This is a genomic window from Metabacillus indicus LMG 22858, assembly GCF_000708755.2.
Lineage (GTDB): Bacteria > Bacillota > Bacilli > Bacillales > Bacillaceae > Bacillus_P > Bacillus_P indicus.
Genome location: NZ_JGVU02000002.1, coordinates 1,079,162 through 1,096,934, shown reverse-complemented (window position 1 = coordinate 1,096,934; position 17,773 = coordinate 1,079,162). Strand labels below are relative to the sequence as shown.

The 17,773-nt window shown below is 47.1% G+C and carries 22 protein-coding genes; 13 read left to right on the top strand and 9 right to left on the bottom strand.

The annotated features are described in order from the left end of the window. Positions 1–3 precede the first annotated feature (3 nt). Positions 4–798, top strand: coding sequence for an SDR family NAD(P)-dependent oxidoreductase (locus tag AZ46_RS08830; protein WP_029280025.1), 795 nt, complete (start codon positions 4–6; stop codon positions 796–798). Positions 799–843: 45 nt separating this feature from the next. Here AZ46_RS08830 and AZ46_RS08825 read toward each other — a convergent pair whose 3' ends face one another. Next, complete coding sequence (locus AZ46_RS08825) at positions 844–1,035, bottom strand: YqzH family protein (protein ID WP_029280027.1); 192 nt, start codon at positions 1,033–1,035, stop codon at positions 844–846. An 877-nt stretch (positions 1,036–1,912) separates the two neighbouring features. Here AZ46_RS08825 and AZ46_RS08820 point away from each other — a divergent pair. Beyond that, on the top strand, positions 1,913–3,175 hold the full coding sequence (locus tag AZ46_RS08820; protein ID WP_029280029.1) for a Y-family DNA polymerase: 1,263 nt from the start codon (positions 1,913–1,915) through the stop codon (positions 3,173–3,175). A gap of 14 nt (positions 3,176–3,189) precedes the next feature. After that, a complete protein-coding gene (locus AZ46_RS08815; RefSeq protein ID WP_029280030.1) occupies positions 3,190–3,522 on the top strand; it encodes a YolD-like family protein in 333 nt (110 codons plus the stop codon). Positions 3,523–3,928: 406 nt separating this feature from the next. Here the strand turns inward: AZ46_RS08815 and AZ46_RS08810 are convergent, their stop codons facing one another. Next, the gene (locus tag AZ46_RS08810; RefSeq protein WP_029280031.1) at positions 3,929–4,126 is read right to left on the bottom strand and encodes a CDGSH iron-sulfur domain-containing protein; all 198 of its coding nucleotides are present in this window, start codon (positions 4,124–4,126) and stop codon (positions 3,929–3,931) included. 128 nt (positions 4,127–4,254) lie between these two features. Here AZ46_RS08810 and AZ46_RS08805 point away from each other — a divergent pair, with 128 nt between their 5' ends. Further along, positions 4,255–4,578, top strand: coding sequence for an iron-sulfur cluster biosynthesis family protein (locus tag AZ46_RS08805; RefSeq protein ID WP_029280033.1), 324 nt, complete (start codon positions 4,255–4,257; stop codon positions 4,576–4,578). A 13-nt stretch (positions 4,579–4,591) separates the two neighbouring features. Continuing rightward, entirely contained in the window at positions 4,592–4,834 is a 243-nt protein-coding gene (locus tag AZ46_RS08800) for a DUF2552 family protein (protein ID WP_029280035.1), read from the top strand. 80 nt (positions 4,835–4,914) lie between these two features. Here the strand turns inward: AZ46_RS08800 and AZ46_RS08795 are convergent, their stop codons facing one another. The 4 genes from AZ46_RS08795 to AZ46_RS08785 all read right to left on the bottom strand — a co-directional run bounded on the left by AZ46_RS08795 (position 4,915) and on the right by AZ46_RS08785 (position 8,149). Continuing rightward, complete coding sequence (locus AZ46_RS08795; protein WP_029280037.1) at positions 4,915–5,871, bottom strand: proline dehydrogenase family protein; 957 nt, start codon at positions 5,869–5,871, stop codon at positions 4,915–4,917. 82 nt (positions 5,872–5,953) lie between these two features. Next, a complete protein-coding gene (locus AZ46_RS08790; protein WP_029280039.1) occupies positions 5,954–6,874 on the bottom strand; it encodes an alpha/beta hydrolase in 921 nt (306 codons plus the stop codon). A 97-nt stretch (positions 6,875–6,971) separates the two neighbouring features. Beyond that, entirely contained in the window at positions 6,972–7,100 is a 129-nt protein-coding gene (locus AZ46_RS22445) for a hypothetical protein (RefSeq protein ID WP_267881650.1), read from the bottom strand. A 137-nt stretch (positions 7,101–7,237) separates the two neighbouring features. After that, complete coding sequence (locus tag AZ46_RS08785) at positions 7,238–8,149, bottom strand: hydroxymethylglutaryl-CoA lyase (protein ID WP_029280041.1); 912 nt, start codon at positions 8,147–8,149, stop codon at positions 7,238–7,240. A 920-nt stretch (positions 8,150–9,069) separates the two neighbouring features. On the opposite strand from AZ46_RS08785, the gene AZ46_RS08780 reads away from it, so the two are divergent. From AZ46_RS08780 to AZ46_RS08765, 4 genes are all read left to right on the top strand, one after another. Then, positions 9,070–10,263: an acetyl-CoA C-acetyltransferase gene (locus AZ46_RS08780; RefSeq protein WP_029280043.1), complete on the top strand. Its 1,194-nt coding sequence runs from the start codon at positions 9,070–9,072 to the stop codon at positions 10,261–10,263. Between the two features lie 3 nt (positions 10,264–10,266). After that, positions 10,267–10,962 carry a CoA transferase subunit A gene (locus AZ46_RS08775; protein ID WP_029280045.1) on the top strand — a complete coding sequence of 232 codons (696 nt, stop codon included), beginning with the start codon at positions 10,267–10,269 and terminating at the stop codon, positions 10,960–10,962. 14 nt (positions 10,963–10,976) lie between these two features. Further along, the gene (locus AZ46_RS08770) at positions 10,977–11,645 is read left to right on the top strand and encodes a CoA transferase subunit B (RefSeq protein WP_029280047.1); all 669 of its coding nucleotides are present in this window, start codon (positions 10,977–10,979) and stop codon (positions 11,643–11,645) included. 66 nt (positions 11,646–11,711) lie between these two features. Then, complete coding sequence (locus AZ46_RS08765) at positions 11,712–11,969, top strand: DUF3886 domain-containing protein (RefSeq protein ID WP_029280048.1); 258 nt, start codon at positions 11,712–11,714, stop codon at positions 11,967–11,969. Between the two features lie 36 nt (positions 11,970–12,005). On the opposite strand, the gene AZ46_RS08760 is transcribed toward AZ46_RS08765, so the two are convergent. Continuing rightward, the gene (locus AZ46_RS08760) at positions 12,006–12,956 is read right to left on the bottom strand and encodes an AraC family transcriptional regulator (protein ID WP_029280050.1); all 951 of its coding nucleotides are present in this window, start codon (positions 12,954–12,956) and stop codon (positions 12,006–12,008) included. A 124-nt stretch (positions 12,957–13,080) separates the two neighbouring features. On the opposite strand from AZ46_RS08760, the gene AZ46_RS08755 reads away from it, so the two are divergent. Then, positions 13,081–13,932, top strand: coding sequence for a phytanoyl-CoA dioxygenase family protein (locus tag AZ46_RS08755; protein WP_029280052.1), 852 nt, complete (start codon positions 13,081–13,083; stop codon positions 13,930–13,932). Beyond that, positions 13,929–14,747: a sugar phosphate isomerase/epimerase family protein gene (locus tag AZ46_RS08750; protein ID WP_035319167.1), complete on the top strand. Its 819-nt coding sequence runs from the start codon at positions 13,929–13,931 to the stop codon at positions 14,745–14,747. Before AZ46_RS08755 ends, AZ46_RS08750 begins: the two co-directional genes overlap by 4 nt. A 57-nt stretch (positions 14,748–14,804) precedes the next feature. Here AZ46_RS08750 and AZ46_RS08745 read toward each other — a convergent pair whose 3' ends face one another. Then, the gene (locus tag AZ46_RS08745; RefSeq protein ID WP_029280055.1) at positions 14,805–15,710 is read right to left on the bottom strand and encodes an aldo/keto reductase; all 906 of its coding nucleotides are present in this window, start codon (positions 15,708–15,710) and stop codon (positions 14,805–14,807) included. A gap of 71 nt (positions 15,711–15,781) precedes the next feature. After that, entirely contained in the window at positions 15,782–15,904 is a 123-nt protein-coding gene (mciZ, locus tag AZ46_RS21475) for a Z-ring formation inhibitor MciZ (protein ID WP_081414156.1), read from the bottom strand. A 139-nt stretch (positions 15,905–16,043) separates the two neighbouring features. On the opposite strand from mciZ, the gene AZ46_RS08740 reads away from it, so the two are divergent. Both AZ46_RS08740 and AZ46_RS08735 read left to right on the top strand, forming a co-directional pair. Then, on the top strand, positions 16,044–16,595 hold the full coding sequence (locus AZ46_RS08740; RefSeq protein WP_029280057.1) for an NUDIX hydrolase: 552 nt from the start codon (positions 16,044–16,046) through the stop codon (positions 16,593–16,595). Position 16,596: 1 nt separating this feature from the next. Then, complete coding sequence (locus AZ46_RS08735; RefSeq protein WP_029280059.1) at positions 16,597–17,766, top strand: endonuclease Q family protein; 1,170 nt, start codon at positions 16,597–16,599, stop codon at positions 17,764–17,766. The last annotated feature ends 7 nt before the right edge of the window (positions 17,767–17,773 follow it).

Below are 17,773 nucleotides of genomic sequence, written 5' to 3'. Positions count from 1 at the left end.
GAAATGAATCAAAAATTGAAAGACCGCTATGTCGTCATTACAGGCGCTTCAGGCGGAATCGGCGAAAAAATGGCCGCACTCGCAGCTGCAAGCGGCGCACACCCGATCCTGATTGCCAGACGGGCTGACCTGCTTGCCGCAGCAGCAAAACGAATCTCTGACCAATACGGCGTCACCTGCACGTATTATCCGCTCGACGTAAGCGACCTGGACGCTGTCGCGCAGACGTTCGCCCGGATTTTGGACAGTGTCCCTCAAATTGATGTGCTCGTCAACAACGCCGGCTTCGGCATCTTTAACACAGTGGAAGAGGCTACACTGGATGAAATGACCTCCATGTTTGAGGTGAACGTATTCGGACTGATTGCCTGCACCAAAATGGTCCTGCCGGGGATGAGATCACGGAATGACGGCCACATCATCAACATCGCCTCACAGGCCGGAAAGCTCGCAACACCAAAATCAAGCCTGTACTCAGCAACAAAGCATGCGGTTCTCGGCTTCACAAACAGCCTCCGTATGGAGCTTGCCGGCACCGGCATTCACGTCACATCCGTCAACCCGGGACCGATCCAGACGAATTTTTTCAATATTGCCGATCAAAGCGGAACGTACGTAAAAAATGTTCAGCGCTTTATGCTTGATCCTGATAAAGTATCTGAAAAAATTGTCAGCGCCATGATGACCGAAAAGCGCGAAATCAACCTGCCCGGCTGGATGAATGCCGGCAGCAGCTTTTATCAGCTCATGCCCCGGGTGTTTGAAAAGCTTGCGGGAAAAGCATTATCGAAAAAATAAGCAGAAAAACAGCCTGCCGGCAAAAAGGCAGGCTGTTTTCATATGCTACAATTCCTGATTCGTCACAAACCCGTACACAACGTCTTCGACCGCCTCAAACCACTCCGAATCTTCCTGCGCCCGCTTCTGCATCACTTTTTCAACAAGTTCTTCTTCCTCTTTTTTACTCAGTGATCCTTGCAGCTCATACTGCTGAAAAGACTGAAGAATCATTTTCAAAATCCACTTTCCGTTCATATTCCACCTCATTCTATCCTGATTATAAGGAGGATTGGGGGAGATGCCAAGCGGGGGTTTTTGTGGGGGGGCAAGGGTCTGATTTAGCGGCTCCGCCTTTTGTGTTGGGCCAGCAGCTCCATAGGGTCACCCGGAAAAGAGGGGCGGGAGACTTTTGAGTACCCTCAATCTTTGGTTTCTGAGTTTTGGTGGTACGATACTGGCTTTTTAGTGCCTTCAATTTATGATTTTTGTGTTTTGAGGGTACGAATCCGGGCTTTTAGTGCCCTCAATTTTTGGTTTTTGGGTTTTGAGGGTACAAATCTGGCTTTTTAGTACCCTCAATTTTTGAATTTCGGTTTTTGAGGGCACGATACCGGCTTTTTAGTACCCTCAATTTTTGAATTTCGGTTTTTGAGGGTACGATTCCGCTTTTCGTATTGTCTAGCTCCGCCTCCTAGTCCTTCTGTCAGAACAAAATCCCCGAAAAAGTCAAAATCGGACTTTTCCGGTGATTTCTTATCTGACTGCCAGGCCTGAACAGTCGGCTCCGCTTTTCGTGTTGTCCAGCTCCATCGCCTAACTCCTCGGCCAAAAAGGATCCGCCGCAAAAAGCAAGACCGGCTTTTTCCGTCGGATCCTTTTCTGTCCTTCGGAGCTAAACAAGGCGATTCCGCATTTCGCGTTGTCCAGCTGCACCGGCCAACTCCTCAGTCGGAACAAAATCCCCCGAAAAGGCAAGTTCGGCCTTTCCGTGTGATTTCTTATCTGACTGCCAGGCCTGAACAGTCGGCTCCGCTTTTCGTAGCAAAAACTACCATTGAAATCGAACGTATATTCGCTTACTATTAGCATATACTGAATGGGAACATATATTCTGTCGTGAGGAGTAAGAACGATGATTGAGGATTACAGCCAATTTCCAAAACGAAAGATTCTGTGCATTGATATGAAGAGCTTTTATGCCAGCTGCGCGGCGGTTCTGGAAGGTCTTGATCCGCTTACGTGCCATTTGGCGGTGGTTGGTGACACAGAAAGGCAGGGGAGTATTGTCCTGGCAGCTTCGCCCTGTCTGAAAAAAGATTTTGGCATCAAGACCGGATCCCGTCTGTTCGAAATTCCGAAAGATTCCCGCATTCGGATTGTGAACGCAAAAATGGCTTCTTTTGTCCGTATTTCGACTGAACTGACGCGCCTGTTTCACCGGTATGTCCCGAAGGATGCCATCCACACGTACAGTGTCGACGAAAGCTTCATCCAAGTTGACGGAGTGGAGGGGATTTGGGGAGATGCGTGGGAGGTTGCTGCAAAAATCAGAGATGATATGGACCGTGAATTTTCGCTGCCGTGTGCAATCGGCATCGGACCCAATATGCTGCTTTCGAAAATCTGCCTTGATCTTGAGGCAAAGAAAAAGGGCATTGCGGAATGGACGTACGACGATGTAAAAGAAAAACTGTGGAAGGTGCAACCGCTCCGGGAAATGTGGGGCATCGGAAGCAGAGTTGAAAAAACGCTGAACCGGATGGGTATTTTCACCGTAGGGCAGCTTGCGGCTCATCCGCTTGAAGTGCTTGAGAAAAAGTTCGGGATTATGGGCAACCAGCTTTATTACCATGCCTGGGGCGTTGATCTCTCTGAAATTGGTGCGCCGATTCTGCAGGGGCAGATCAGTTTCGGGAAGAGCCAGATTCTCATGCGGGATTATCCAGATCCGGAAGAGGTAAAGCACGTCATTCTTGAAATGTGCGAAGAAGTCGCAAGAAGGGCGCGCACGCACAGGAAAGCAGGCAGAACGATCAGTCTCGGCATCGGCTACAGCCATGATGAGCTTGGAGGCGGATTTCACCGCTCACGGACGATGGAACGGCCGACCAACATCACAATGGAGCTCTACGAAACATGCCTCGCCTTATTTGAACAATTTTACGCACATAAAACTGTCCGGAAAATTTCGATTGCCCTCTCCAACATTGAAGATGATTCCGAAATGCAGCTCGATTTATTCCAGCCAAACCGCGAAAAAGAACAGATCCTTGGCTATGTCATGGACTCCATCCGCGGGAAATACGGACCCAATGCCCTGCTGCGGGCCGTTTCCTATACAAACGCAGGCACAGCAAGGCACCGCGCCAAGCTTGTCGGCGGACACAAAGCGTAAAAGGAGGGATACTCATGATTCGGGATCGGGGCAATATCAAATGGACATCCATGATGCTGCCTGAGCATGTAAAAATCTTAAGAGAACTTGAAATTGAACAAGGCTATAAAACGAAGCCCGCAGTAGACGAACAGCAGCTCGAGCATTTTAACGAAATCATCGGCCTCGCCATGGAGGAAAACCGCGAGCTTGCGTTTACCTACTACGAACATCATGATTTTCACGTGCTCAAAGGCCGCGTACACTACGTAGATCCGATCCGCGGATGCCTGCGGATCATCGGCGAAGACCACACGCGCGTTGATCTGCCAATCGAAAAAATAACGGATATAGGGGAGAAGGAGTGAGGTGAAGGCGGGCGGGGGTGCCTGCCTTCTCTTGCGGTAGATATGAAAATGGGCGTGATCATACTGGTCATGCTCTTTTTGTTGTATAGGAGTTATAGTCCTGTTTTTAAAACACTTTGCAGGCGTTTGAGATGGGGGAAAGTGCTGTAATTTTGATTTAAGAACACTTTGGGAATGGGAGAGACGAGAGAAAATGTTGTAATCGGGTTTTAAGAACACTTTCGGGATGGGAGAGGCGAGAGAAAGTGTTGCAATCGGGTTTTAAGAACACTTTTGGAATGAGAGAACCGAGGGAAAGTGCTGTAATCCTGTCTCAAGAACTTTGAAGGCTCCGCCGTAAAAAGCCAATCCTGCTTTTTTCGGCGGATTTTTAACCTTCTGAACTAAACGGCCGCCTCCGCTCTTCCTACTCCGCCCTAACCACCGACTGAAACACTCCCTTATGCGAACCGTCGCAAAACGGCATTTTTTTGGAGAGGCCGCAGCGGCAGAGGGAGAAGCTCTGTTTGGTTTGGAAGACGTTTCCTTCTGCGTCGATCAGTTCGACGTCTCCGGTAATGCGCAGGGAGCCGTTGTCATTTACTTTGATGACGGGTTTTGTCATGGTATCACTCCTTCTATACCTAGACGTATTCAGCTGGACCCCGGGGTATGACAGGCAAGCCGCGGTGCGCATCTGACTGAGTTGTGATAAAATGTCCCTAAGCAACCTGAAATGAGGAGACAAGACGTATGGAAATTAAATGGACAGACCGTGCCATGAAAAAAATAGAAGGCAGTGTTCAGGCTCATTCCGATAAACAAGTGAAGCTCAAGTATGATACCGACGGCTGCGGATGCGTGGTCAGCGGGGTGACCGCACTCTGGCTTGTTGATGAAAAAGACGGAGATGATGTTCTGATTGAAACGAACGCATATCCGGTTCTGGTTGAAAAATCAAAGATGGTGTTTCTGGATGAAAAGATGACAATTGATTTTAACGAGACGGCAAACAGCTACATGCTGACGTGTCCTTCGCAAATCTTGAATCCGCGCATGAGTCTGACTGTAAAGTGAGGTGGAGAGAAAGATGAAGGACCGCTTAACAACTCTTAAGAATATTGCATTAAATAAAACATGGGTTTCGTTTTTGAACAGCAACCATCCATATACCCTGCTGCACTGGTCGATTGGCGGAGTCTTTGAGGACAAAAAAGATGTCTGGCTGCTTCAGGATGAAATGACGTTTGAAGCACAGGAATTTGCTACGATTGATGAGGCAATTGCCTGGCTTGATGAACATATGCATGATATTACAGACGTACTAGGATAAACGCGAAAAAGTGTCTGGGACAAAACCACATCTGAAATGAAAAAACGGTGACATTTTACAACGATGTCACCGTTTTTCGTTTAATAAGAAGCAGTTTTCGTTTCAAAAGCTATAATATCTGATACAGCAGTGTAAATGTTAGGAGGATATTCTGCAATGCGATGCGCTAAGTACAGATACCATTCTGTGCCGTAAGTTACATAAACCCTCGCTTTGTATCCTTCATTTTTTGCATTTTTGATTAAATCAGACCTAACCCCATCTAACATTTCAAGCTCAACGTTTGAATGCTTTAAATAACCTTGCTCAAATACTTTTTCAAGCAGTTTTTCATCATGGGTAGCAATTGAAATAGGATGTTCAGCTTCAACGCCCATTCTGATAAATTCCAGGTAACGGTTATTCAGCTCTTCAGAACGGCCGATCTTAAGGTCTGCAGGTTCCTGATAAGCACCTTTTACAATTCTGATTTTTCCAGGATATTTCAACAATTCATTCAAATCGTCTAATGAACGTTTCAAATGAACTTGTAATGTAATTCCTACGTTTTTATATGTTGAAGCCACTTCTTTATAGATATCTAAAATACGATCTGTCTTTTCAGATTCTTCCATGCTGATCATGAGATTTAAGTGATAAAGTTCAGCAGCTTGTGCCATTTCCTTTAAATTTTTCAAGGCAAGCTCTCTATCAACCGACATGCCAATATGGGATAAATCAAATGAGATGGTTGATTTGATTCCATTAGCGCCTAACTGATGAATTAACGAAATGAACTCTTCTTTTGCAGCATGACACTCGTCGGCATTTGTTGTATTTTCACCTATGTATTCTAAGGAGATAAGGTAGTCTTTCGCGATAAGTTCTTTCGCTTTATTCATTGCATCCAGTCTTGTTTCACCTGATACAAAGCGCTTTGCTGCGCGCATAAATAAAGGATAGAGCTCTTGTGAGTTCTGAATGTAGTTTTTTATCTCACCATTTCTGGCAACCGATTTTAATGCATTGGAAAACCTGATTTCCTCGTGTTTTAACATATACGTAAACTCCTCTCGTTAACGATATAAAAATGAGAATTATATCATGTATAAGGGAAGATGTCATATCATGCATAACAACTTATAGGGTTGTTTCGTATTCTTTCATTTCTTCATAAAATTCATCAATAATTCGTTCGTATTCCTCGCGGTTTTCGGTGTAGGACATGGCGTGGGCGCCTTTTTCGGCAAAATACAGCTTTTTCATGCCGGATTTTTTCTCGAACAGCTGCTGGGTCATCGCTGCCGGTATGTAATCGTCGTCCTTGCTGTGGATAAACAGGACAGGATGCTGAATTCTGTCCATCACCGCAATCGGGGAAACGTCCTGGATGGTGTACCCGTCGCGCAGTTTCAGAAACCGCCTTGCAATCGGCATCACAAGGTAACCGGGGAGCTTGAAGTCAGATTTCAGACGGTAAAGCAGCTGCTCCTGAAGATCTGAAAACGGACAGTCGGCAATATAGTAATCGGCACCGTCTTCTACGAGTCCTGCATAAAGTAGCGTCGTGACAGCACCCATGGATTCACCGTGAATGCCGAGATGCAGGTCATCGCCGACACGGTCCTTCAGCCAATGCACGACAGACTGAAGGTCGTATTTTTCGTAGTGCCCGAAGCTTGTTGTTTTCCCGCCGCTTTCCCCATGCCTTCTGTGGTCATAGATCAGCACGTTGATGCCCCGTTTTAAAAACAGTTTCATGTACTTGACCGAGTTGATCCGGTTCATGGTGACCCCGTGGCAGATAATGACATAGGAGGAGGTGCTGTGCGGGGCAATAAGATGGCCTTTGATGTCATACCCGAACTGGGACGGGATGGATACTTCGATTTTGTTGTAGGCTTCATATTCGCTTTCATCGTAATGGCCGTCTTTTGTTTCGCGGTCGATAATTTCTTTGTCTGATTTCTTTCGCATGTACATCATCTGGTTGGTGAAAAAAAATCCTACTACGAAGATGTAGGAGAGGATGATGCCAGCTCCGATCAGCCACTTTTTCATCTGCATTCTTCCTTCCGCTGTATAATACATCCATTTTATCACGAAGAAGGAAAAGGAGAAAAACAAAAGCAGCAAGCACATGGGGCTTGCTGCCGCGTTATTGTTCCGAGTTTTGGCGTTTTGTCGGGTGTACAGCCTTTTCCAATTCTTCAAAAGCCATAGTCTGCTTCGGGGTATCTGCATTCGGCTTGCCTTTTTGGCTTTTTGATGCCTTTTCGTTTGTCATGATATCCGCTCCTTTCTGTCATCTAAGATGTGAAGAAAGGGGGAGAAATATACATGGAATGAACCAATCTTAAGACCAGCAAGACTAGAATGGATACTTAATAAAGATATGTCAAGCGCAGTTATATCCACTGCTGTTTATTCAGTTAGAAGCGTTTTTGACCGTTTGCTGAGCTGATATTGTTTGCTTTGAACACTTCCTGAAAGATGCGGCTCAATGATCTCCACTGCTTTCAGAAGCTGGTTCATGTCAATGCCTGTTTCAATGTTCAGAGCATGCAGCATATGGAGCACGTCCTCTGTTGCAGCATTTCCTGTAGCACCGGGTGCGAAAGGACATCCGCCGAGTCCGCCTGCAGACGTGTCAAACCTGTCGACGCCTGCCTGCAGCGCTGCGTAAATGTTGGCGAGCGCCATGCCTCTTGTATCATGGAAATGGGCCGTGATCAGCACGTCCGGCAGTGCTTTTTTCAGGCGTGAAAAAAGCTCATGCACTTCAAGCGGATTCGCCATGCCGATGGTGTCGGCAACACTTAAGTCATCAACACCCGCATCTGCAAACTGCCTGCAAAGCTCAACAACGGCATCCGCTTCTATTTTTCCTTCATACGGGCAGTAAAAAGAAGTCGAAATACACGCCCTCACAAAAAAATCTTCTTCCTTGAGCGAGCGGATCAGCGGTAGGAGCTTTTGCATGCTTTCTTCTGTTGTCGCGTTGATATTCTTTTGATTGAAAATGCTGCTGACTCCCACAAAAAAAGCCACCTCTTTGCAATTTGCCTCTTTTGCACGCGCAATCCCTTTTTCATTAGGAGTCAGAACCAGGTTTCTGTTCTCATCGGAACAATAGGTGATGATGTCTCCTGCATCTTTCAGCTGGGGAACCCACTTTGGCGAGACAAAAGAGGTCAATTCCATTTCTTTGAACCCTGCTTTTTTAAGCTCCTTGATAAACTGAATTTTAACGTCTGTCGGAATTTCATTTTTTTCATTTTGCAGCCCGTCACGGGGACCGACCTCAATCAGCGTTGCATGTTTTGGAAGATTCACAGGAAGCACCAGCCTTTCGGATTTTTGAGTACCTTATATTTCGGGATTTCAGGATTTGAGGGTACGATTGGGGATTTTGCGTACCCTCAATTTCAGATTTTTAGGTTTTGAGGGTACGAAACGGCAATTTGCGTACCCTCAAATTTTGATTTTTGGGTACTGAGGGTACGAATCGGGATTTTGCGTACCCACAAATTTTGATTTTTAGGTTTTGAGGGTACTTATCGGCAATTTGTGTACCCTCAATTTCAGGTTTTCAGGTTTTGAGGGTACGATTCCACTTTTCACATTGTCCAGCTCCGCCTCCTAGTCCTTCTGTCAGAACAAAATCACCGAAAAAGTCAAAACCGGACTTTTCCGGTGATTTCTTATCTGACTGCCAGGCCTGAACAGTCGGCTCCACTTTTCACATTGTCCAGCTCCGCCTCCTAGTCCTTCTGTCAGAACAAAATCCCCGAAAAAGTCAAAACCGGACTTTTCCGGTGATTTCTTATCTGACTGCCAGGCCTGAACAGTCGGCTCCGCTTTTCGTATTGTCCAGCTCCATCGCCTAACTCCTCGGCCAGAACGGCTCCGCCGCAAAAAGCAAGCCCGGCTTTTTCCGGCGGATCCTTTTCTGTCCTTCGGAGCTGACCAAGGCGATTCCGCTTTTCGGGTTGTCCAGCTCCATCGCCCAGCTCCTCCGCCAGAACAAAATCCCCCAAAAAGTCAAACCCGGACTTTTCGGTTGATTTCTTTTCTGTCTGTCGGAGCTAAACGGGCGATTCCGCTTTTCGTATTGTAAGGGTTTACATATCCCCATATTAATAGTTTACTAAGAGTGTATGCAACTGAAAGCTGAATTTTGAAAAGATTGCAGGAATTTATCAGGATTTAGCGAAACCAATGGTTAAAGCCATGACAAAGGGGATGAGTGTAGTATGAGCAGCAATGAAGTAGTCATCGTGAGTGCTGTCCGCACGGCAATCGGGAGTTTCGGAGGAGCGCTGAAGGGTGTGTCCGCGCCGGAGCTTGGGGCGATTGTGATCAAGGATGCTCTTGAGAAAGCGGGTTTAAAGGGCGAGCAGGTGGATGAAGTCATTATGGGGAATGTGCTGCAGGCGGGACTTGGGCAAAATCCGGCGCGCCAGGCGGCTATGAAAGCGGGTCTTCCTGAGAATGTGCCGTCCATGACGATCAACAAAGTGTGCGGATCCGGTTTGAAAACGGTCCATCTTGCGGCACAGGCGATTTTATCAGGGGATGCAGAGATTGTGGTTGCAGGCGGTATGGAAAATATGAGCCAGGCGCCTTACATATTGAAAAATGCTCGGGACGGATTTAAGATGGGCGATCAGAAGCTGATTGATACGATGGTTTCTGACGGTCTGACGTGTGCGTTCAATAACTATCATATGGGTGTGACAGCAGAGAACTTGTGCGATAAATACGAGATTACGAGAGAAGAGCAGGATGAGTTTGCAGCGTGGAGCCAGCAAAAAGCGGTGAAGGCGATTGAGTCCGGTACGTTCAAATCGGAGATTACGCCTGTCGTCATTCCTCAGCGAAAAGGGGATGCTGTTACGTTTGACACGGATGAGTTCCCGCGCGCAGGCACAACGGCAGAGAAGCTCGGCGGTCTTCGTGCTGCATTTAAGAAGGAAGGTTCTGTAACGGCGGGAAATGCGTCCGGCATTAATGACGGTGCTGCAGCTGTCGTTGTTATGAGCAGAAAAAAAGCAGAAGAGCTGGGCATTCAGCCGCTTGTTAAAATTACTGCAAATGGGAATGCCGGTGTAGATCCAAGCATTATGGGGATTGGACCTGTTGCAGCCGTTCAAAAAGCGTTCCAAAAAAGCGGGCTGACAATGAATGACATGGACCTTGTGGAAGCGAACGAAGCGTTTGCGGCACAGTCGATTGCCGTTGACCGCGAACTTCATTTTGACAAAGAAAAACTCAATGTAAACGGCGGCGCCATTGCCCTTGGACATCCAATCGGTGCAAGCGGCACGCGCATTCTTGTGACGTTGATTCACGAAATGAAGCGCAGAAACGCAAAGCGCGGCCTTGCCACTCTTTGCATCGGCGGCGGCCAGGGTGTTGCGACAATCGTTGAAAATCTGGAGGGATAAATGATGAAGAAGATCTATACATCTTTTACAGAAGCAGTAAGCGAGATCAAAGATGGTTCCACTCTGATGGTCGGCGGTTTCGGGCTGTGCGGCATTCCTGAAAACCTCATCCTTGCCCTTGTTGAAACAGGCGTGAAGGATCTGACGATTATTTCAAATAACTGCGGTGTAGACGACTGGGGACTTGGGCTTCTTTTGAAAAATAAGCAAATCAAAAAGATGATCAGCTCTTATGTGGGCGAGAACAAGGAATTTGAACGCCAGGTGCTCTCAGGCGAAATTGAAGTCGAACTCGTTCCTCAAGGAACGCTTGCTGAAAAAATCCGCGCTGGCGGAGCTGGCATTCCAGCGTTCTATACGCCTGCAGGAGTGGGAACGCCAATTGCTGAAGGAAAAGAAACGCGGAACTTTAACGGGAAAGAATACTTGCTTGAAGAAGCGCTGACGGCAGACTTCAGCCTTGTACGCGCGAGCAAAGCGGATAAAATGGGCAACCTGCTCTACAACAAGACGGCTCAAAACTTTAATCCGATGATTGCAGCGGCGGGAAAAGTCACGATTGCAGAAGTGGAAGAGCTGGTGGAAACGGGGAGCATTCAGCCGGACGGGATTCATACTCCGGGCATTTACGTTCAGGCACTCATTCTCGGAGAGCAGCAGAAGCGTATTGAGCGTCTGACTGTACAAAAGACAGGATGACAGGAGGCAAAGCCATGATACAAAACAAAGCAGAAGTCCGCGAGAAAATTGCCAAACGGGCTGAACAGGAAATTGAAAACGGTTTCTATGTGAATCTCGGAATTGGCATGCCGACACTGGTCGCCAATTATATCGGTGAAAACAAAGAGGTTGTGCTGCAGTCAGAAAACGGTCTTCTCGGGATTGGGCCTTATCCTAAAGAGGGGGATGTCGATCCTGATTTAATCAATGCGGGGAAGGAAACCGTCACAGCGATTCCTGGATCCGCTTATTTCGACAGTTCCGAATCATTCGCGATGATCCGCGGAGGACACGTGAATGTGGCCATTCTCGGAGGCATGGAAGTGTCAGAAAGCGGCGATCTTGCAAACTGGATGATCCCGGGCAAAATGATCAAAGGAATGGGCGGAGCGATGGATCTCGTTCATGGAGCGCAGCGCATCATTGTCATTATGGAGCATGTAAATAAAAGCGGCGAACCGAAGATCCTGAACACGTGCACACTGCCGCTTACAGGCAAAGGTGTTGTGAACCGGATCATAACGGATCAGGCTGTAATAGATGTCACTGAACTTGGCCTCAAACTTAAAGAAGTGGCTAAAGGCTATACAGTAGAAGATATCAAACGCTCAACTGAACCTGAGCTAATCATCGGCGACGATGTCATCCTGGACGCCTATTAATCAGTCAAATCCCTTTCTAACATCGCCATTTCTTGTATATAATGAGTGTATATAGGAGTGATCATCATGGCGAAAAAACAGAAAAAACATCAAAAGGCACAGCCGAAAAAAACAGACGATGCGTCCCTGAACCTGAAGGACCGCCTCGATTCAGGCCTGTTTGAACAGCTCTCCGGAATGAAAAAAGGACTGCTTGAAGAACAGGAGCAAAAGCAGGAGCAGGAACGCCTGCAGAAGCTGAAGGAAAAGAAAGAAAAAGAGAAAAATAAAAGCTTTGAAGAACTGCTTAACGACAGTCAGTTGAAGTGGTCGGATTATAAATAAGAAAATGCCTTCGCGGATGATGCGGAGGCATTTTTTTTACATGTTATTTCCTCTTCTGAACTCACCGGGACTTTTGCCAAGCTGCTGTTTGAAGCGCTTATGGAAATGAGACAGACTCTTGTAGCCGCACGAATCAGAAATGAAGGAAACACTGTGGTCTGAGGTCAGCAGCAGCTCTTTGGCTTTTACAAGACGCTTCATTTCCAGAAAAGCAGGGAGAGTAAAACCGGTCGTCTTTTTAAAGGTTCTGCTGAAATGGGCAGGGCTGACCAATGCCTGATCGGCAAGTACGGTGAGGGACAGATGAGAATCCGTATAGTGAGAGTCAATGTAATTCAGGACATCCTTCATCCACCAGTCCCTTTTATCAGGCATGTGCCCTTTCTTCGCATGTTCAAAGTGCGTATTCATTCTGCTGATTTGAAGGAGCATCCAGTGAAGCAGGAGAATCACGGCGCTGCGGTTTCCTTTTTCAGCGCTGCAGTATTCATCATCCATCATGCCAAGCAGCTTTTCAAACTCCTTCATCCGTTCCGCTGAAAGACGCAGCTTAAACCGGCCGCTTCGAATAAGATCATGAAATGGCCCAAGATAGGAAAAAGAATCTCCTACTTCAGCTATCTGAATAAGCATGGGATGAAAGAGGATGACTGAGCATGTGTAAGGGGCCGTTTTATCAGCGGATGCCTTATGAATGACATCCCCCGGAATCAAATAGAGATCATTTTTCTCCATATCAAAAAAATGCTTATCAACTAAAAAGGACCCTTTTCCGTCGTGAACAAAAACAAGCTCATACCAGTTATGAAAATGATAAAAAGGTACCTTCTCACCAGGATTCCCAGTTAATTTTGGGAGGTACACAAGGGGAAAAAGCGGGTCATATTCGTGCCGTTCCTTTACTGCCTTCATCATGATCTGTCCAATCTCTTTTTTCTTTAGAATAGCAAAGAAAAACGGACTTTGCTCAAGAATGCTTCTTTTCATCAATAAATCGCACATTGCCAGCAAAAAATGCAAACTTTGTGCGCTTTCATTCTTTTATGATCGGTGTACAGACCAAGTCTGAAGGACAAAAATAGAGAATGACAGAAAGAGGAGAGGGATTGCAATGACAGAGAAGATTAAGCGGGAACTTCCGGATTTAAAGGGAGAGTATGAGCTTTCAAAAGAGCAAATTGCAGCATATCAAGAGGATGGGCATATTTGTCTTAGAGCAGTGGCTTCAGAAGAGGAAATAGCATCCTACAGGGATGCAATCCATCAATCTGTGCAGCGCCACGCCGAGAAGCTTGCGCCATTGGAGGAAAGGGATACGTACGGAAAAGCGTTTATTCAGGTCATGAATGTGTGGGAGCATTCGGAGGATGTAAAGAAATTTGTCATGGCAGAGAGATTTGCCAAAATTGCAGCCGACCTTCTGGGTGCAGACGGGGTAAGGATTTATCATGATCAGGCCCTGTACAAAGAGCCTGGCGGTGGACACACGCCATGGCATCAGGATCAGACTTACTGGCCTGTCGATACTTCGAAGACCATTACAATGTGGATGCCGCTTGTTGATGTAACAGATCAAATGGGCTCCATGAGTTTTGCATCAGGCTCCCATAAACAAGGATACATCAGCAAGCTTGGCATTTCGGATGAATCTCACCGGACACTTGGGGAGTATATCGATCAAAATGGTTATAAGCAGGTGACTTATGGGGCGATGAAAGCTGGTGATGCGACATTTCACTATGGATGGACGCTGCACAGCGCTCCGGGAAATCCGTCGGATTCAACCCGTGAAGTGATGACTGTCATCTACATTGCAGACGGAACAAAGGTAGCCGAAATAGACAATGAAGCAAGAGCAAATGATTTAAAACAATGGATGCCCGGGCTTGTTACCGGGGATGTTGTAAACAGTCCTCTTAACCCGCTTGTTTATCATAAAACGAAAAAAGCAGATGAGAAATGACGGCAGAGTTAATCAGCATAAAGTCGCTTTGGGGAATGCCTGGACCTTTAGAGACCCAATTTCAGCGCATTTACAAAGCCGGCTATAAAGGTATTGAATGCCCGCTGCCTGACGGCGGGAAAAGGTCTGAATTTAGTGAGCTTCTTCATCAGTACGGGTTTGTATATGTCGCGCAGATTTTTGCAGCCGACATCAAAAGCTTTGAGGAACAAGTTCAGGAAGCGGCTGATTTTCAACCGCTTCTGATTAATTCTCAAAGTGCGAAAGACTCAATGCCATTTGAAGAGCAGCTTGATTATTTCAAAAGGGCAGTGGACGCAGAAAAAAAGATTGGCCTTCCAGTGGCGCACGAAACACACAGGGGAAGAGCGATGTACAGCCCATGGACAACCGGGCGGCTGCTCAGCGAAATCAAGGATCTCAAGCTTACTGCCGATTTCAGCCACTGGGTATGTGTGTGCGAATCACTGCTTGAAGACCATGCAGAATGGATCGAGCTTGCGGCAGAAAGAACCATACATGTGCATACAAGAACAGGCCATGCGCAGGGGCCGCAGGTGGCTGATCCGAGAGATCCTGTCTGGGGGAAGGAGCAGGATGCCCATTTGAAATGGTGGCGTTCGATCTTTACCCGTCATCAGCGTGAGGGAACCGATTTGACCTTTACGCCTGAATACGGTCCGCCGGGCTACATGCCGACAGTTCCTTTCACACAGGATCCGGTAAGCGATTTGTGGGAGATTTGCCTCTGGAAAAAACGGTTTATAGAAAACGAGTGGGCGAACAGTCTTTCCATTTCAGCAGATTCAAAATAAAAAAGGAGGGGCTGAGTAATTCTCTAAAGCCCCTCCTTTTTCTATTCACCAGCATGTCTACTCCCGATGCCCCTCATACTTATCAAACTTCGTCAAAGCCTGCAGCGCTACAAATTCTTCACCTGAAAGCGGGCGTGCCTCAGAAGCGCGGCAGTTTGCCTGAACTTGTTCGATTTTGCTGGCGCCGGGAACGATGGTTCCGACTGTCTGCTGTTTCAGGCAATACTGGATGGCCGTTTCGGTCATGGTAAGTCCGCTTTCTGCTGCGACTTGCGGAAGAAGTCTGCGCAGTTCTTCTTCGCTGTATGAGAGGTAGCCTTTTTCATTCAGCTTTGTTTCCCATTTGTCTGTAAGCAGTCCCTTGGCCATCGGGCCGCGGCCGATGACGCTGACACCATGGTCGTTCAGAAGGGAAAACCATTCTTCGGGACGGCGGTCAAGGAGGCTGTACTGCATCATGACAGAGATGATGGAGGATTTCTCCAAGTACTGTTTAATGACATTCGGACGGATGGAGGAGATGCCGTAGTAGCGGATCAATCCCTCTTTTTTCAAGTCTTCGAAAGCCTCGATGGTTTCATCGATATTGTCTTCGATTGTGCCCCCGTGAAGCTGGTAAAGGTCGATGTAATCTGTTTTCAGGCGTTTCAGGCTGTGTTTGACCGCTTCTTTTATATAGGCTTTGGAAGCGTCCCAGGTCCAGCCGTCTTTTGCTTCGTTCCAGCGGTTGCCCGCTTTTGTGGCGAGGATGATTTCTTTTCGTTTCTTTTTCAGGGCAGCTCCGACAAATTCTTCGTTCAGTCCGAAATCATATAGATCGGCCGTGTCAAAATAGTTGATGCCATCATGAAGTGCTGCATCAATGATGGATTCTGCCTGCTCCTTGTCTGTTCCAAGGGACATGCAGCCGAGTCCGACTTCACTTACCATTAAATCAGATGTGCCAAGCTGTCTTTTTTTCATTTGTCTCACTCCTGCCTGTTCGTCTTTCTACTGACATTAGTACAAGCAGGAGGAAAAAGCAATTGTGACGCTTACTTGTCCTTTGTCCACTGTTCAATTGTTTCATATTTTCTGCTGTATTCTTTCAGCTTTTCCCGGACTTCCCATGCTTTGCCGACAAGGACGATGCCTTTTTCAAGAAGGTAGATCTTCATGCTTATTCGCCTCGCTTCCCGTGTAGTGGATATCAGTATGTCCATTAAAGCGGTGTTTCAGGCGGTGCCTCTGATGCTTCTTAAGAATGTGGTAGAATATATGTAATCATGAGAATTTGTAGAACGCGGAGGAACGGAAATGAACCACTTAAAGGAAACCACTAAAACATCAGAAAAATTGTTTTCAGGACGCATTATTGATTTGTATCTGGAAGAGGTGGAGCTGCCTAACGGAAAAACAAGCACGCGCGAAATTATCAAGCATCCCGGTGCTGTAGCTGTCCTGGCACTGACGAAAGACAATAAGCTTGTGATGGTTCAGCAATACCGAAAAGCCATGGAGAGGGTGCTTGTGGAGATTCCTGCAGGCAAGCTTGAAAAAGGGGAGCTTCCGGAAGTGACGGCAAAGCGTGAGCTTGAAGAGGAAACAGGCTATACAACACAATCGCTGCAGCATCTGATTTCTTTTTATACATCTCCGGGATTTGCCGATGAACTTGTTCATGTTTACTACACGGATGACTTGCACGTTCTTGAAGAAAAGGCAGAGCTTGATGAGGATGAGTTCGTTGATGTGCTGGAGGTGACGCTTGAAGAGGCGCAGCAGCTGATTGATGAGCAGCGGATTTTCGATGCAAAAACCGCCTATGCTGTTCAATATCTGCAATTAAAGCAGGCTCTTCAGAAATAGCATGAACGATTATTATGCGGACTTACATATTCATATAGGCCGGACTTCTTCCGGAAAGCCTGTGAAAATAACGGCCTCAAAGCAGCTGACGCTTGAAAATATTTTAGTAGAAGCAAGCGGGCATAAAGGGATGGATATCATAGGAGTCATAGACTGTCACGTTCCTGAAGTTCTGATTACGCTTGAAAACGGCATCGGGGAAGGCAAATGGCGCGAGCTCCAGCACGGCGGCATCAGGTTTGAAAAAACGACCCTTCTCCTTGGCTGTGAAATAGAAGTGTATGATTCTCTCTGCAAAGGGCCGCTGCACGTCCTGGTGTTCATGCCGACGATTGAGAGGATGAAGGATTTTTCCTTTTGGCTCGGCAGCAGGGTGAAAAACCTGACCCTGAGTACGCAGAGAATGTACGGGGAAGCCAAAACGCTGCAGAAGAAAGTAAGGGAGCTTAACGGGCTGTTTATTCCCGCCCATATCTTCACTCCGCATAAGAGTCTTTATGGAAGCGGAGTCCATGCTTCTCTTGAAGAGATACTGGAACCTGAATGGATTGACGCCGTTGAGCTTGGCTTGAGTTCAGACACAGAGATGGCATCGAAAGTCACAGAGCTTGACAAGTATCCGTTTCTGACCAATTCGGATGCTCATTCGACGTCCAAAATCGGAAGAGAATATCAGAAGCTCAAGCTTGCCGAACCTTCATTTGAAGAGGTCAGGATGGCTCTGAAAGGGGAAGGGGACCGCCGGATTGCCTCCAACCACGGGCTGAATCCGCTGCTTGGAAAGTATTACAGAACCGTCTGTGAAACATGCGGTGCTGCAAACGAAGAACAGGAACAATCATGCAAAAACTGCGGCAGTTCCCGGTTTACAAAAGGGGTCAGCACCCGGCTGGCTGAACTGGCGGACAGAAGGGCCGGAAGTGGCAGGGAGCGACCGCCTTATGTACATCAGGTTCCGCTGCAGTTTATCCCCGGCATTGGACCGAAAACACTGGAAAAACTGAAGACTGCGTTCGGAACGGAAATGATGATCCTGCATGAGGTTTCAAAGGAACTTCTTGAGAATGTGCTTCCTGCTAAAACAGCAGCGTACATACTTGCGGCAAGGGAAGGCAGGCTTGGCGCAGAACCGGGCGGAGGCGGGATTTACGGCAGGGTTTCTAAAGCATGAAAAGGCA